The organism is Bacteroides faecalis (assembly GCF_003865075.1).
Lineage (GTDB): Bacteria > Bacteroidota > Bacteroidia > Bacteroidales > Bacteroidaceae > Bacteroides > Bacteroides faecalis.
In genome coordinates this window covers 1-16,576 of sequence record NZ_BHWB01000023.1, presented here as the reverse complement: position 1 = coordinate 16,576, position 16,576 = coordinate 1, and the positions used below count along the sequence as shown (strand labels likewise).

General features: G+C 36.1%; 16 protein-coding genes. 8 read left to right on the top strand and 8 right to left on the bottom strand.

Going from position 1 to position 16,576, the window contains the following annotated elements; all coding sequences use genetic code 11:
- Position 1: 1 nt before the first annotated feature.
- Positions 2–1,831 carry a TrkH family potassium uptake protein gene (locus EJF25_RS21720; protein WP_125042698.1) on the bottom strand — a complete coding sequence of 610 codons (1,830 nt, stop codon included), beginning with the start codon at positions 1,829–1,831 and terminating at the stop codon, positions 2–4.
- 132 nt (positions 1,832–1,963) lie between these two features.
- Between EJF25_RS21720 and EJF25_RS21715 the strand changes: the two genes are divergently transcribed.
- Both EJF25_RS21715 and nfo read left to right on the top strand, forming a co-directional pair.
- Positions 1,964–3,334, top strand: a complete 1,371-nt coding sequence (locus EJF25_RS21715; protein WP_125042697.1) for a TrpB-like pyridoxal phosphate-dependent enzyme — start codon at positions 1,964–1,966, stop codon at positions 3,332–3,334.
- A 699-nt stretch (positions 3,335–4,033) separates the two neighbouring features.
- A complete protein-coding gene (gene nfo / locus EJF25_RS21710; protein ID WP_125042696.1) occupies positions 4,034–4,876 on the top strand; it encodes a deoxyribonuclease IV in 843 nt (280 codons plus the stop codon).
- A gap of 162 nt (positions 4,877–5,038) precedes the next feature.
- Here nfo and EJF25_RS26830 read toward each other — a convergent pair whose 3' ends face one another.
- Positions 5,039–5,533: a cysteine peptidase family C39 domain-containing protein gene (locus tag EJF25_RS26830; protein ID WP_502697246.1), complete on the bottom strand. Its 495-nt coding sequence runs from the start codon at positions 5,531–5,533 to the stop codon at positions 5,039–5,041.
- Between the two features lie 461 nt (positions 5,534–5,994).
- Between EJF25_RS26830 and EJF25_RS21700 the strand changes: the two genes are divergently transcribed.
- The 5 genes from EJF25_RS21700 to EJF25_RS21685 all read left to right on the top strand — a co-directional run bounded on the left by EJF25_RS21700 (position 5,995) and on the right by EJF25_RS21685 (position 9,189).
- Complete coding sequence (locus EJF25_RS21700; protein ID WP_125042695.1) at positions 5,995–6,360, top strand: hypothetical protein; 366 nt, start codon at positions 5,995–5,997, stop codon at positions 6,358–6,360.
- A gap of 156 nt (positions 6,361–6,516) precedes the next feature.
- Entirely contained in the window at positions 6,517–6,660 is a 144-nt protein-coding gene (locus EJF25_RS24975) for a hypothetical protein (RefSeq protein ID WP_160119437.1), read from the top strand.
- A 75-nt stretch (positions 6,661–6,735) separates the two neighbouring features.
- Complete coding sequence (locus EJF25_RS21695) at positions 6,736–7,488, top strand: hypothetical protein (protein ID WP_125042694.1); 753 nt, start codon at positions 6,736–6,738, stop codon at positions 7,486–7,488.
- Positions 7,489–7,550: 62 nt separating this feature from the next.
- Positions 7,551–8,351 carry a hypothetical protein gene (locus EJF25_RS21690; protein ID WP_125042693.1) on the top strand — a complete coding sequence of 267 codons (801 nt, stop codon included), beginning with the start codon at positions 7,551–7,553 and terminating at the stop codon, positions 8,349–8,351.
- A gap of 37 nt (positions 8,352–8,388) precedes the next feature.
- Positions 8,389–9,189: a hypothetical protein gene (locus EJF25_RS21685; protein ID WP_125042692.1), complete on the top strand. Its 801-nt coding sequence runs from the start codon at positions 8,389–8,391 to the stop codon at positions 9,187–9,189.
- A gap of 123 nt (positions 9,190–9,312) precedes the next feature.
- On the opposite strand, the gene EJF25_RS21680 is transcribed toward EJF25_RS21685, so the two are convergent.
- From EJF25_RS21680 to EJF25_RS21655, 6 genes are all read right to left on the bottom strand, one after another.
- A complete protein-coding gene (locus EJF25_RS21680; protein ID WP_125042691.1) occupies positions 9,313–10,884 on the bottom strand; it encodes a ClC family H(+)/Cl(-) exchange transporter in 1,572 nt (523 codons plus the stop codon).
- Positions 10,885–11,050: 166 nt separating this feature from the next.
- A complete protein-coding gene (locus EJF25_RS21675; protein ID WP_125042690.1) occupies positions 11,051–13,819 on the bottom strand; it encodes an outer membrane beta-barrel protein in 2,769 nt (922 codons plus the stop codon).
- A 44-nt stretch (positions 13,820–13,863) separates the two neighbouring features.
- A complete protein-coding gene (locus EJF25_RS21670; RefSeq protein ID WP_370685717.1) occupies positions 13,864–14,436 on the bottom strand; it encodes a DUF4890 domain-containing protein in 573 nt (190 codons plus the stop codon).
- 29 nt (positions 14,437–14,465) lie between these two features.
- Positions 14,466–14,825: a hypothetical protein gene (locus EJF25_RS21665; RefSeq protein WP_125041067.1), complete on the bottom strand. Its 360-nt coding sequence runs from the start codon at positions 14,823–14,825 to the stop codon at positions 14,466–14,468.
- A gap of 4 nt (positions 14,826–14,829) precedes the next feature.
- Positions 14,830–15,366: an RNA polymerase sigma factor gene (locus EJF25_RS21660; protein WP_125041068.1), complete on the bottom strand. Its 537-nt coding sequence runs from the start codon at positions 15,364–15,366 to the stop codon at positions 14,830–14,832.
- A 282-nt stretch (positions 15,367–15,648) separates the two neighbouring features.
- On the bottom strand, positions 15,649–15,825 hold the full coding sequence (locus EJF25_RS21655) for a DUF4250 domain-containing protein (protein ID WP_125041069.1): 177 nt from the start codon (positions 15,823–15,825) through the stop codon (positions 15,649–15,651).
- Positions 15,826–16,008: 183 nt separating this feature from the next.
- On the opposite strand from EJF25_RS21655, the gene EJF25_RS21650 reads away from it, so the two are divergent.
- Positions 16,009–16,434, top strand: a complete 426-nt coding sequence (locus EJF25_RS21650) for a DUF8440 family protein (protein WP_125042689.1) — start codon at positions 16,009–16,011, stop codon at positions 16,432–16,434.
- Positions 16,435–16,576: the final 142 nt, after the last annotated feature.

The window sequence follows — 16,576 nt, the reverse complement described above, 5'->3', positions numbered from 1 at the left end:
TTTAGTTTATTATGATGTTATCACTCGGATAACGATATTTTGTATTCTTCTTCTGTTTGATAATTCCCAACATTAACGTTATTAGCCCTACCCGACCGATAAACATTAGTAAAGCTACCAATAACTTACTTGCATCACACAAATTGGGAGTCAGATTCAAGCTGGACCCAACGGTACTAAGAGCGGACACACATTCAAAAGTCAATGCCATCACCGAAACTCCCGGCTCAAGTATACTTAAAATAAATATAAAGAGAAACAAGACTCCTAACGACATAACCACTGTTGCATTGGAACGACGGATAGAATCATAAGAGAGTTCCCGACCAAATACCTCTACCCGTTCCGATCCCTTTATAACAGCCACCAGATTTAATACAACTACAGCAAAAGCATTCACTTTCACACCACCGGCAGTAGATTGAGCTCCACCTCCGACCCACATCAAAGCCAAATAAACCAATAAAGACTGTACACTCAACGTAGCTAAATCGACACTGGTAAATCCCGCTGTTCGCGGACAAGACGCATTAAAAAAAGCTTGTGTCCATTTATCCGCAACAGACATCCCTGCAAAAGAACCGTTCCATTCGAAAAATGCAATAGCCAATGTACCGAACACAAGTAACAAGAACGTCATAATCAAAACAATCTTTGTGTTAAGATTATAAAGATGATGCATCTTATATTTTGCAAACTTACGCGTTTTCAAGAAATACCAAAAACGGCCTAAGTGATAGATAATGATATGTTTAAAATTAACCAGAATCGGGAAACCGATTCCTCCCAAAATAATCAGGAATGAAACGGAAATATATAGCCAATTATGATTTGTCATCAACATCGGATTTCCCAGATTACCCGGTAAAGTAGAAAAACCGGCATTACAGAAAGCAGAAATCGAATGAAAAGCAGAGAAAGCCAGTTCTTCCTGAAAATCCATTCCCAATGTACCATGAATACTAAACAAGATGGATATCATCCCTACTCCTTCAATGACTAACGTAAATCCTAATATATACAATAAGGTAGACAGTAAAGAACCTATTGAGTTAGAGCTAACCATATCACGCACTACAAGCTGATTATACAAAGAAGTGTTCCCCATAAAAAACATGGCAAAGAAACTGGTCAGTGTCATTACACCCAATCCTCCAACCTGGATAAGAAGGATAATAACCACAAACCCTCCCGGAGTAAACGTAGATGATACATCTACCGGAACAAGTCCTGTCACACATACTGCACTGGTAGCCGTAAATAAAGAATCAACCCAAGTAATACCATTTACTGTACAACGAGGAAGCATCAGCAGCCCTGTACCTACCAAAATGATAGCCAAAAAACTGACAGCCAAAATCAAAGAAGGATTTGTACGCCGTCCTAGCAAACGAACCAACCCATTGGATAAATTCAAAAAAGAGAAAATCAACAATAATACCAGATGATAAAACTTTCCATCCAGAAATTGCCATAATTGTAGAATTGCCCCTTCTTCTTCGGGGCGATGAAAGATGACCGGAATCAAAGTCAGATATAGCAACCAACTCATAATCCACGCCAACCTTCGGTACTTCTTCCTTGTGTCTCTATACTCTAATAAAATATGTAAAGTTACATCTACCAAGAATACAACCCAGACAATCTTATAAAGAACTTGAATCTGTTCTACTTCTCCGTTTGAAAGTGGAAAACCATGTTCATAAACAACTCCAGCTATCAGCAAAAGTGACGCCAAATATGTCAATGCCTCTACCAACCCTAAGAGAAAACGTATATAAGGTTTCAGCAATTTGTTCTGATATAATAAAAACTTATGATAGATCTTCATATCATTTTATTTTCTATGTCGTGCAAACTTAACTAAAATAACAAACAAAACCGATTCTTTGTTGACATAATTATCTGCATCTTAAAAATTTTATCTACATTTGGCAACGGAAAACTAAAAAACCACAATATTATGAGTGACAAAAAAAAGAGGTACATCCTGCCGGAAGAGGAAATTCCACATTATTGGTATAATATTCAGGCTGACATGATAAACAAACCCATGCCACCATTACACCCTGCAACTAAACAACCGCTAAAAGCTGAAGATATGTATCCTATCTTCGCAGAGGAGTTGTGTCGTCAAGAGTTGAACCAGACTGACGCATGGATTGAAATACCAGAAGAAGTACGTGAAATGTATAAATATTATCGTAGCACTCCACTTGTACGTGCTTATGGTCTGGAAAAAGCACTTGGAACTCCTGCACATATTTATTTCAAAAATGAGAGTGTCAGCCCGATTGGTTCTCATAAATTGAATTCAGCATTAGCACAAGCTTATTATTGCAAAAAAGAAGGTGTAACCAATATTACCACAGAGACAGGTGCCGGACAATGGGGAGCAGCCCTTTCATATGCTGCAAAAGTGTTTGGCCTGGAAGCTGCCGTTTACCAGGTTAAAATCAGTTATGAACAAAAACCATATCGCCGTAGTATCATGCAGACATTCGGAGCCCAAGTTACTCCTTCCCCATCTATGTCTACACGTGCCGGAAAAAATATTCTGACTGCCCATCCTAACTACCAAGGGTCATTAGGAACTGCTATCTCAGAAGCTATTGAATTGGCTCAACAAACTCCCAACTGTAAATATACACTTGGATCCGTACTCAGCCACGTTACACTGCATCAAACCATTATTGGTCTGGAAGCTGAGAAACAGATGGAAATGGCCGGCGAATATCCGGATGTAGTGATCGGATGTTTCGGAGGTGGTTCCAATTTCGGAGGAATCTCTTTCCCATTCATGCGTCATAATATACTGGATGGTAAGAAAACGCGTTTCGTTGCTGCTGAACCTGCTTCCTGCCCTAAGCTGACCAGAGGTAAATTCCAATATGATTTTGGTGATGAAGCCGGATATACTCCGCTACTTCCTATGTTCACTTTAGGACATAATTTTGCTCCGGCACATATTCACGCCGGTGGTCTTCGTTATCATGGCGCAGGCGTCATTGTTTCTCAATTATTAAAAGACAAATTGATGGAAGCTGTTGATATTCAACAATTGGAATCATTCGAAGCCGGTTGTCTGTTTGCACAAGTAGAAGGTATTATTCCTGCTCCGGAATCTTGCCATGCTATTGCTGCTGCTATCCGTGAAGCAAATGCTTGCAAAGAAAAAGGTGAAGAAAAAGTAATCCTGTTCAACTTATCCGGCCATGGACTGATTGACATGGCATCATACGACAAGTATCTTGCGGGAGATCTGATAAACTATTCTCTTACAGATGAAGATATTCAGCAGAATCTTGAAGAAATAGGTGATCTAGCCAAATAAAAGACTCTCTTTCAGAGCTTTAAAGAATGGCCTCTACTACAATTTGTAATAGAGGTCATTTTATATTCAGGAATCCTGAAGTTAATTCCCATTTATTTTCCTTTCTATCCCCTCCTAACAAAAAACATCATTTTCTCTATCAACCTATCACCATCCTTCTGAATCAGCCTATTTATCGGCAATTCAGAGGTGATAGGTTGCTTTATAAACCTATCACCCGATCTATCACCTATCACCATTACTCAAAATAGATATTTTCCATGATCTATTAGCTATATTACTTGACTGCTAAAGTATTAATAGATAAATTCCTTTCTACTAAGACCAAACTTCCTTTTCTTTAATAGAAAAGTTATTTTCTATTTGATATAAACTATAAACGTAAGTTTTGGTTGTATAAACGCAAGTTCCGTTTATATAATCAAAAGTTTTGTTTATATAAACGGAACTTGCGTTTATAGATTGTTCTTTGATAAGAAAAAGTTTACTATTAAAGAAAAGGAAGTTTGGTCTTAGTAGAAAGGAATTTATTTATTAATAGCCTGTGAAAGAAGAAATAATCAATCACGGAATAACCAATAAGTATTCATATTTTATGTATGAACTCCATCAAACTCAGGCATTGATCAGGCATCCATCATAATAACCAATTCGGCACGAAATTTGTTACTATTATAATCCAACTTAATTGATAAAAAAATGATAGGAAATAAAAAAATAGGAGCGCATGTCAGCGCGTCCGGTGGTGTGGAATTCGCTCCGATCAATGCACATGAGATAGGAGCAAATGCTTTTGCCTTATTCACAAAAAACCAGCGTCAATGGGTGAGTAAGCCTTTAACTGAAGAAAGTATCCGACTTTTCAAAGAAAATTGTGAAAAATTCGGTTTCCAACCGGAGTATATCCTCCCACATGACAGCTACCTCATCAATCTGGGACATCCCGAAGAAGAAGGATTAGAGAAAAGCCGCGCAGCTTTTCTGGACGAGATGCAACGTTGCGAACAACTCGGATTGAAATTACTCAATTTTCATCCCGGCAGTGATCTCAAAAAAATCTCTGTAGAAGACTGCTTATCACGTATTGCGGAAAGTATCAATTTAGCCTTGGCAAAAACCAAGGGAGTAACTGCTGTTATTGAAAACACAGCTGGTCAAGGCAGTAATCTAGGAAATGAATTCTGGCAATTAAAGTATATCATTGACCATGTAGAAGATAAAAGCCGCGTCGGAATCTGTCTGGATACATGCCATACTTTTACCGCAGGATATGACTTTCTGACCGATTATGATAAAGTTTTCGATGAATTTGATAAGGTAGTAGGTTTTAATTATCTTCGTGGTATGCACCTGAATGATTCAAAAAAAGGATTGGGTACTCATGTAGACCGTCATGACAGCATCGGCGAAGGTCTGATTGGTAAACCATTCTTTGAGAAATTGATGAAAGATCCGAGATTCGATAATATGCCACTTATACTTGAAACACCGGACGAAACAAAATGGAAGGAAGAAATAGCATGGTTGAGAAGCGTTGAATAAACGCTTCTCAACCATGCTATTTTAGTCATCAGGTATATCCCTAATACAAGTTAGGTATTGTTACTGCTTTGTGTCCAATCCCGAAAAACATTGGACAGGGCGATGCTCAATCAATGCAATATTAGCCGCTAATATCATGTAGACAAAATTAATGTCTCGAGTTCAAATTTCGGTGTCAGTTACCGTTTTAGATATAAAAGAAAGAAAAGTTTGCAGGATGGTAGCAATAAGCATGATGAGAAAGAAAATTCCGAAAGCTTTTTTGTAAGGAGTAAAGTAACCTAGAAGGTTTTCAAAACTTTTGAATCTTTCGATCTTTTCATGGGCTTCTATCTGATGAAAATTCGCCATCGGAGTCAAAGCCATCAGCATACCAACTGTTTTATCTTTTTTATACCATTTAGCTTTGAATTCATCGTGGGTATATGAAATCAGACCTTTGGCTGGGTCGGAAACATATATTTTAGTCTTTGAAGTTTTATATACAACAATAAAATGGTCATCATTCCAATGGGCAATACAAGGAAGGGGTAACTTAAAAAGGAATTCATCAATAGAAGCGGTGACGGATATCGATCGCAGCCCGATTTTATCGGTTGCATAGCTAATGTCGTGAAATGAAACGCCTTCACGAGTAATGCCGCATAAATCACGCAGATATTGTAAGGAGTAGTATTTGCCGTAATACTTTACAATAATTTTTAAACAAGCCGGTCCTCAATCCTTGGCATCCATCTGATATTCGTGAGGAAAAGATATTAATTTCATTGTATGATCTTTTTTATTGCAAAAATATCCCTTTTAAACTAGAAAAGAAATTTTCAGACTATGTTTTTAAACACACAAACAGATTGACGATATTTCAAAAAGAATGTTTACATTTGTTTATTGTTATCATCAAGAGATAACCAAAAAGATAAACTTCGTTCTTCGAAATGCTTTGTTTATCGTGGTTTCAGAAGATTTTAATTAGAAGTATCGCTACAGGATAGAGCATAGGCAAATAAGATACTTACTGAACACGATTATAAAAACATTTATAAAGTTAACTATAAACAACTGAAAATAAGCCGGACATAAGTGTCTGGTAATGTTTTTGGAGCTAAAAAATCAATATTATGAAAAAAGAAAGAAAACTAAGAAGGTTGGATTTTGATTTGATACAGGCTGAAATGTCGGTTATTGATGGAGAGCTTTTAAGAAGTATTGTCGGAGGATATAGTAACGACTGCTTTTGGAGATGTATCGCATATATAGAGAGTGGTGGTAGTTCTTACTCTGAATCTGATGCCAATAGCTATGCTGAAGCTTATTTTGGTTCTGGCGTGGATCTGAATAAAAGAAAAGATGGTGTAGGATTGGATACTAATCAGATGAGAGAATATATTAATAATAACTACAATAATAGTAGTGATACAAGTTATACAGATAGTAAGACACAATATTTAGTTGTTCAGTTTGATCCCAAAAAGTTCCAGGGCTGATAGTAGGAAGTACAACGCATGTAGCGATATACCAAAAAGATTTTTGGGATAAAAACGGTATTCCAACAATACAGGTTTATGACCCGCAACAAAAGGCGATATATAATGTTCCGAAAGACGCTTGGATAGAATCTTTTACTGTTGGTAACAGTAGTGATGGAAGCAATAGTAGCAGTAACTATGGAAGCAGTAACTATGGAAGCAGTAGTAGTTACTATGGCTAATTTAATAAATAAAAAAGCATTTATTACAACTAGAAGCTTGGATGCTCTTAGTTTTGGATACAAGTATTATATATAAGTAATCTTATAACAAGTTAATTATATCCGTAGCACCAATGTCCTATACAATAAAAATTTAACATTTTCTAAAGTTATGAATAATATAAGAAGAAGATTATTATCAATAATATGCATCATCGCATACTTAATTCCTGCATACGGACAAAGAGATACACTAACAGCAGATGGATTATATCTGAAATATAATTCTGCATGTTATCGAGTAAGTGGTGTTAAACCAACTATAAAAGAATTGATAAAGAATAAAGACATCCAAGTTTCTATTCCCAATGATTCAGATATGATAAGAGGAGAATTAGATAGAGAAACAAAACGTATAGGTTTAACTTACAAACATCTCCCACAGTATATTATTTCTGAACAATTTGGCCTTCGCTATCCACCAAATCCATTAGAGTTGCTTAAGACAGTAGGAAATGCAATAACTTCCCAATGGATACACAAAGATGATGAATGCATACTATTTTTAAAATGTGGGGGAATTACACCAAGCCCCAACAAGGCTATCAACGATTTGCCAAAAGCTCATTTCAACTACATAAAGCATGTCTTAAAAATAGGTCCCTTCCTGACCTATTATCCAACAGAAAAGGAAATGCAAAAAATTAAAAAGAAAATAAACATGTGGTCACCGGAAAAGGCAAAGGAAACGGTTAACGCACAATATGTGATTACCTATCCCATTAAAAGCAAAAAATCCATATATATGGGTAAATATATACATAAACTAGACTTAATGATGATAAAATGGGGAGAAAGACTGACTGTCTCATTCTTGGTTACTAAAAGGGAAATAAGAATATTGAAAAATATATCAAAGATGTAGAAAAAGCTTTTGGTTTGAAGATTGATTTGAAACAAAAAGGTCGCATAAAAAAATGTATAAACATGAATAATATAAAAAGATTATTATCAATGATATGCATCATTGTATACTTAGCCCCTGTTTACGGACAAAAAGATACAATCACGTCAGATGGATTATATCTTAAATATAATACTCCACGTTACCACATGAGTGACTTTGCAAAGCAAAATATTCTAAAAATATTAAATGGTGAAATACGTAACCCTGCTCCTAAAGATTCTGATATGGAGAAAGGGGAACTATCTCGAATGACAAAACTCATAGGTTTAACCTACAAGGCGCTTCCGCAGTATATTATTTCTGAAACCTTTTATCTTAATGAACCTCCGTTAAATCCAAGAGAATTATTGTGGACGGCATGTAGTATAATAATCTCCCAATGGATACATGAAGATGGAGAATGTATATTATTTATCAAATGTAGTGGAGATAGACCTATAATAAAAGGAAAGGGAATGAAACCAAACAAGTCTATCGATAGATTGCCAACAAATGTGTTTGGCAGGCTCAGGGAGAGGCTAAATGTAACCCCAATGTCATTTAAAGAAATAACAGAGGAAGAAATACAAGAGATTAAAAAGAAAATAAACATGTGGCCACCGGAAAAGGCGAAGGAAACGTTTAACGCACAATACGTGATTACCTATCCCATTAAAAGCAAAAAATCCGTATATATGGGGAAATATACACATAAGATGGACTTGATGATGACAAAATGGGGAGAACATCTGACTGTCTCATTCTTAGTTACTAAAAAAGGAAATAAAAATATTGAGAAATATATTAAAGATGTAGAGGAAGCATTTTGGTTTGAAGATTGATTTGCCACAAAAAGGTCGCATAAAACAATGTATAAACATGAATAATATAAGAAGATTATTATCAATGATATGCATCATTGTATACTTAATCCCTGTTTACGGACAAAAAGATACAATCACGTCAGATGGATTATATCTTAAATATAATACTCCGCGTTACCACATGAGGAGTGACTTTGCAAAGCAAAATATTCTAAAAATATTAAATGGTGAAGTACGTAACCCTGCTCCTAAAGATTCTGATATGGAGAAAGGAGAACTAGATAGGCAGACGAAGTGCATAGGTTTAACCTACAAGGTGCTTCCACAATACATTATCTCTGAAACATTTAACCTTTTTACTCCTCCAAATCCAAAAGAGTTATTGTGGACAGCAGGCGGTATAATAGCCTCCCAGTGGATACATGAAGATGGAGAATGTATATTGTTTATCAAATGTAGTGGAGATAGACCTATAATAAAAGGAAAGGGAATGAAACCAAACAAGTCTATCGATAGATTGCCAACAAATATGTTTGGCAGGCTCAGGGAGAAGCTAAATGTAACCCCAATGTCATTTAAAGAAATAACAGAGGAAGAAATACAAGAGATTAAAAAGAAAATAACCATGTGGCCACTGGAAAAGGCGAAGGAAACGTTTAACGCACAATACGTGATTACCTATCCCATTAAAAGCAAGAAATCCGTATATATGGGGAAATATACACATAAGATGGACTTGATGATGACAAAATGGGGAGAACATCTGACTGTCTCATTCTTGGTTACTAAAAAGGGAAATAAGAATATTGAGAAATATATTAAAGATGTAGAGGAAGCATTTTGGTTTGAAGATTGATTAAAAAGCAGGTTTATTAGTAGTATCTATTTAAAGATCAAGTGTATCAAGTAATGAGTTGAATGTAAGTTCAAAGTGTATTCATAATAATCTCTTCAAATTATAACTATAAAAATATAGTCACTAATAAATATTTGCCATACTGACTAGCGGTTCATAAAGTTTCTCTATATCTTGCGCATCCATTTCTATCTGTACCTGATCACCCGGCATTAATCGCTGTGCTTTAGGAGACCAGTTTTTTCGGTCACGATGAATATTGATAATGATGCATCGCTCCGGCAAACGGAGTTCATCAACAAGTTTCCCATCCAAATAAGAACCACTCATAACCTCTACAGACAAAGTATAACGGGCTTCTGCCTGAAATACGGGAGAATGAATCATATCATCATATAGCGTCACATTGAAAGGTTTGATTTGCAACATTTCAGTAAAATAGTAGGTTAGCCCACCCACTACTATTGAAGGGTAAAAAACTTCCAGATGACTGGTAATCTCAGTAATCAATACAATAGCAGTCAGTGGAGTACGAATGACGGCAACCAGAAAAGCGGACATACAAATCAGCATTATATAGCTTATATGCTCGTAATTGATGAATCCATAGCGTACTAAAATAAGAGCTATAATCTGTCCAATGAGTCCTCCGGTTACTAATGTCGGAATAAAGTTTCCACCGGGCAGACCGGAAGAAAAAGATAAGACGCTAAAGACCAGATGTAATATCATCATACTCGTAATCCATAAGATCTGTGTATCTGGATTCATCGCCTGTGAAAGTAGAAACTGTTCGCCTCCTCCTGTCAAATTGACTTCAGTCATCGAAATTAAATAAGCGATAAAAAGAAGGTATAACATCTTCATATAGACAGGATGTTTGATAGCCGGATATATGCGTTTAAAGTAGAGTGTCACTAAGGAGAATAATTTTCCGGCAATAGAAATAACAGCAGCCAACAACAAGAAAAGCTTCACTTGTCCCCAGAATGTCAAAGCCGGTACTATCGCATCTATATGTGCATAGGCATTCATTGGAAACATCCAACTGGCTACACCTCCTGCCACAACTCCTGCCAACAAAGTAGTAATAGCTGTTTTAGGAGCATCAAATCGTTCGATAGATTCAATAACTAATAACGAAGAGGCTAATGGTGCAGAAAAAGCAGCAGCCAATCCGGCACCTGCACCGGCAGCTAATAACTGTTTACGTTCACCTGCCAATACATGTCCCCATTTAGAAACCAGACATCCTACATAAGAACCGATCTGTACAGAGGGGCCTTCACGCCCTAATGATAATCCGGTACTTAATGCAAGAATACCTCCTACAAACTTAGAAACCAATTCAATAAAAGGATGTTTGTAAGAAACACGTCCGTTAATTACTCCACGAGTCTGAGGAATGCCTCCACCTGTGATCAAAGGCATTTTTCTCACCAGCCAGGATACAAAAATAAGTATTCCCCACATGATCAGGAAAAGAGGAATATACCAATACCATTTAGGATGAGAATCAAAGAAATCGTGACGGAAATCAAAGAATAATTGAAGTAGATAGTGATAAGGTGCAGCAATAAGCCCTGTCAGTAGTCCCACAAAGATACTGACAAAGTAAAGTCGCGCATCAATCAACTTCAGTTTCATGTCGCGCCAGTTTTTATTATCTTTCAATTGTTTTATATATTGAAACATCCGGCATATTTTTCATTATTCAGCACACACGACATAGATAAATCACATAATACGTGTGACACATAGAACAATCAAAACCTAGCGAAGTTTTCAGAGAAAAGTTATTTTTTAGATGAGTTTACTACAACGATTACTCTACATTAAATTAAAAAGATGAAAAATCTATCTACCTACCCATCAGATTCAAACGTACTATAGCATGCACGATAAAGTAAGAACCTAAGGCATTATAATCTGCATCACGGATAGACGTAGCAGTAATCGTACGTATCTGGGAAGTATTCTGATGGAGAATATCATAGATTTTAAAACGAAGCAGGAGTTGTTTCTTTTTCAGGAATGCTTTAGTCAATTGACAATTCCATATATAGTTTTCTCGGGCAAGTCCTTCGTAACCATAACCTTCACGTATGAAATAACTCAGGTCACTATAAAGTTCCATATTCCAGGGTAAATAGAGCTGCATAGTAGTCCCCATCTGATAATCATAAGTTTCCGTCCGCATCTCTCGTACATTATTATAAGAATTATTATAACGTATTCCGGCATTGGCAGAAACTTCTATTTGTTTGGTACGATAGGTTAGTTGCAAACGTTCTCGCAGCATGAGATGCTGTACGGAGCTTTTTACAGGTGCTTCTTTATTAATCGTTGTATAGCTATTCTGGTTTCTAAACTGGAAATTAGAATTGTTACGGAAGATCCAAATACGATTCTTAAAAGGATTATTAAGAGAAAAAGATCCTGAAACACGCCAATTTCCATTCATATTGACGGGGGTTGTAGTCCGTACTCCTGTTTCATCGTCATAAGTCACCTGATTGGTTACACTATTCATTGTATTTTCTGCCAAAAGAACAGCAGCCATATTGCGACGGGTTTTCGTATTATAGGAATTAAAACTCATCGTAAGCGTGTTTGTGTAAGAAGGCTTTAACGATGGATTTCCAACACGTATATATAAAGGGTTTGTCTGATCGACTACCGGTTGAAGATCACGAACACTAGGCTGACGACTTTTTCCTCTATATACAATCTGCAAACGAGTACGCTTAGAGAACTTATAGCGGAAATTAACAGTAGGAGAGAAATTGATGACTGATCTTTCCAACTGATTCTCCGGAGCATCCTTCAAAATAGAATGACTGGCTGACTTCTGTGGCTCTACATCTGCTCCAACATTATAATCGTACCTCTTACGATTGGTACGTACGGAGAGATTTAACAAATGATTACTATATTGATTCTCAAAACAGTTACTCGCATCCTCATCATAATCGGGAGTGAAATCTTCTAATTCCTTATCCCAGTTGTAGACAAAACGATCAGAATTGTTCACCTTATATTGATAACTATAACGGAATTGAAGAAAATGCAGCCACAGCAACGGTTCCACATAAACCATCTGTAATCGATAATTATATCCGTCTGCCTCATCTTCTATCTTTTGATTCTGAATCTTTTTTGTATTATTTTTAAAATATCGTGTAGTAGAGAGATTTCTTCTACCAGTAGATGAAGCATTGGTTCCATAATCTATCTTTAAAGCAATATTTCTTCCCTGACGACTGAGTTTACGGCTAAGCTGCAACATCATTGCCACATTATAACGGGAACTGTTGGTGCTTCCGGATGATTCTTTTTTATTCAATAAGACATCATTTCCCCATCCTTCCTGAGTACCTACATTCTCTCTGTTGTTCTTGGCGAAATTGTATTGTGGACGAAAGATCAAAGTGGTAACTGTATCTATCTTCCATTCCATATAAGCATTGGCAACCAAGTTATGATTTTTCGTATAGGAGCTATTCGTACCATTTGTAATTGATTTATCTTGGCGAAGAAAATTATCTATAGTCGTCCGACTATCCTCTGAGCGGTCCGTTCCCATATATTGGATATTTGATCGAAGCTCGACATTCTTCCAGTTATAAGTAGTATTGACTCCTAATGAACGGGAAGTGGTCAAACCATTCTTACCACGAACATTACCACTAGAACTGGATGATTCTTTCTGAAGTTCCGAAAAACCTTGATTATTCGTATTATTTAAATTTCCGATAATGGTCAGTTGAGAATTATCACGAAAACGGTTTAGTGTGTTAGCCACCTCATAGCGATCCTTACTCCCCACTCCTGCCATGAAGTTTTCTCTCCAACCTTGTTTCATATTCTTCTTCACAGAGAGATCGAGAATCATTTCTTCCTCACCATCATCTATTCCAGTCAAACGTGCTAAGTCAGACTTCTGCTCATAGGCTTTCAGCTTCTCTATCATTTCAACAGGCAGATTTTTGAGTGCAGCTTGCGGATCATCGAAAAAGAATTCTTTACCATCTACCAGAAACTTCTTCACCTCTTTTCCATTAATCAGCACCTTACCATCCTCGTCTATCTCCGCACCTGGTAGTTGTTTCACCAGTTCTTCCAACATCGATCCTTCAGGAGTGCGATAGGCAGACGCGTTAAAGACAGTTGTATCACCCTCGGTTATAGCCATAGGTGCTTGTCCGACAATCACAGCTTCCCCCAACATAAACCCTTCGGGATACAAATGAATATCCCCTAAATTGGAAACTGAAATTTTAGAAGAAATAGGGATAGTACGATAAATGGTTTTATATCCTACAAAAGAAACGTGTAGAAACAGAGAATCTACCTTCTCTTTTGAATCATTTGTAGTTTTGTGTTCGAAAGGAGTCAGTTTAAATATTCCTTTATCATCAGTAGCACCACCTACCAGCATCGTACTATCCGAAAATGACAACAACCGGACCGTAGCAAACGATACCGGTTGTTGTGTTTCTGTATCAACCACTCGTCCGGCAAAACTCTCCCTACCGGACTGAGCATGAACATCCACGCTATTCAGTAATATCACATAAATAGTAATCAAACAAAACTGAAAAGAATAGATATGTCTGCCTATGCTCACCTTGTGTTGATCTAGTAGAAGTAATTTATAATAAACCTAATAACCTATTTCTGTAAATGACGTTGAACATGCTGTTTTTGTTGCTTCTGACGATTTCCTTGACCGGTTTTTTGTCCCGATTTCTGCCCTTTTCTACGATCAAATTCTTTTTTGAATTTACTTGCATTACTCTTTTCCTGCTGATATATTTTCAATATCTGCTTCTGAGAAAGTATTTTGCTAAATTCATTGTAATATTTCTCGCGGATATCTAGCATCTTACGACTCTGCGTAAATTGGTCTTTCAACATTTTTGCAATATCTGCATCAGTCATTGCAGGCTTCGGAGTTTTATTAGCCTCAGCATCTTGAGTTGCATCTTTCTTCACTCTAGGTTTAATGTTCATCATGCGACATTCACGCAGTTCTTTCACATATTTCTGATATATAGGAGTAAATTTTGCAGCTGTGGCATCATCCAGCATCAGTGCTCTTACCATTTGGTTGGTCTGTATCTGTATCATTTGTTCAGGCGTAGGACGTTGTTTCTTCTCTTGGTTGTCTTTATTCTGCGCAGAGAGAGAAAGTTGACTTCCTATTAACAGCATAGCTAATACTACATACATAAATTTTTTCATAATTCTAACTTTTTAATTGATTCACTTACTTAATTTAAAAATATATCATTCTCAGAGAAGCTGACGAGCTCTTCCAACTCCTCATCTGAAAGATTCTTAATCCAGTTATCTACCGGATCGATAGAAAGAGTTACATTATCAATAGCTAATACATTTGTATCTGACAATGGAGAATCCACAGGAAGGAATGATGGAACAAACAACAATCCTGCCAACACAGCTGCTGCAGCAAATGTTGTAGCTACAACCATTTGCAAGCGACGTCTTTTCCGACGTCGTACAATGCCGGTTTGTTTCATGACTTTCTGCTGAACTTCCTCAAAGAAATTATCAGAAGTATGATATGGAGTCTGCTTACCAATATTGTCAAAGTCAAAATCTTTATCCATGATATCATCTATTTATTATATATTCCTTTATTTTATCTTTTGCATAGTGATAATTCACCTTGAGTGTTTCCACCTTACTACCTAGAATGCGTGCAATTTCTTCATATTCCAATTCGTCATAATAACGTAAGTTGAAAACAAGCCGTTGCTTTTCCGGTAAACTTAAGATGGCCTCCTGAAACTTTACTGCCAATTCATTTTCATAATCTACATAATCAGAGGCTTTCAATTTACCAATCAGTTCTTCTTGTATTTCTTCCGCTGAAATCACTCCTTCCTTGCGAGCATTAAGAAAACGAAGACATTCATTGGTAGCAATCTTGTAAATCCATGTACTCAATGAGCTTTCATTACGAAAGTGATCCAAGTAACGGAATACTCTTATAAAGACTTCCTGTAGTATATCCTCAGCATCTTCATGAGATACTACTATCCGTCGGATATAATAATATATCGGTTCCTGAAAGTTATCCATTAGCAACTTGAATCCTTTATCGCGATTGGAGGCACAAGCTTCCCGGATCTTATTTTCGTTTATCATCTGTTCATCTGGGCTTTGTTAGATTAGAACGAAGAAAGAAGCCGAAGTTAAATCTGAAAGAAAGTCTTTTGTATTTATTAACTTATAGAGCCTTATTATAAAGCTCCCCATCGTTTCTGATGAACACCATGGGGACATAAATATGAAGAGAAAGTTGTAATTATCTTCTAATACAATATCTATCTAAGAAAGTGGACATTAACTTATAAATGATAATTATCTGTCAAAATATTCATCAAATAGACTATTATTTAGTGTCAACTCAGTAACTCCAATATAAAATTACCAAAACTTATTATATTCCTGACTATATTCAAATCCTACAGCCTTTAATGCATTAACAAGTTCAGTCTTATCCACTTGCATATCTTCACAAAGTTCATCAAGTGAAGAATAACAATCACGTAGTTTCATATTAATGACACTAAACAACATCATCGGGTCTTTAGGCAATTCCATCTTTATCTATTCTTTAAAATTTGGTACAAAAATACTACATAGTTACCAAATAGCCTAACTGTTTGACAAAAAAAGATTTATGCATGTCATTCCTTTATTAAAATACAATGATATTACATATAACTATTAATTTTGCTTTTATATATATTTCTCATAAAAATTGTTTCTACATTTGTAACCATTATGATGAAGTACATATTTTGTATGTTATTAGGTATCTTTCTAATATCTGTACTCCATTCCGTCTTTAATAAAGAACTGCAAGAGTTCCAAACGGAAATGGGAAGTATGGACACATCTTTATCATACAATCAATCCAATCATCAGATATCAGAATCTACCACTCATCAGGATTGCAACGCGAATCACTCTTCATGCAAAAAAGAGTTCAATAAGAACTACAGTTACAACATTAACAAAGGTCTGCCAGGAAGTTCATTGTCATACCGAGGGCTCTCCTCTCCTAAAATACTGAGATTTAATGCCTCCACTTTAGCAATTCTGACTTTAAGTAGTTTGATTGCTCAACAACCCAAAGACAATAACAAAAAGCTTTTCTTTATACAAACATTACCAAACAAACATATAGATATTATATCTATACTCTAGGGCGTATACTCATTTAACCATTCTTTTACCTCTTTTTCTGGACAAATTATGTCCGTATTATACCCCATCATTTCCTTTTTTACAAAAAATCAACTATAAAAGAATGGAATTTATACTAGATTTTATCCTTCATATAGACCAA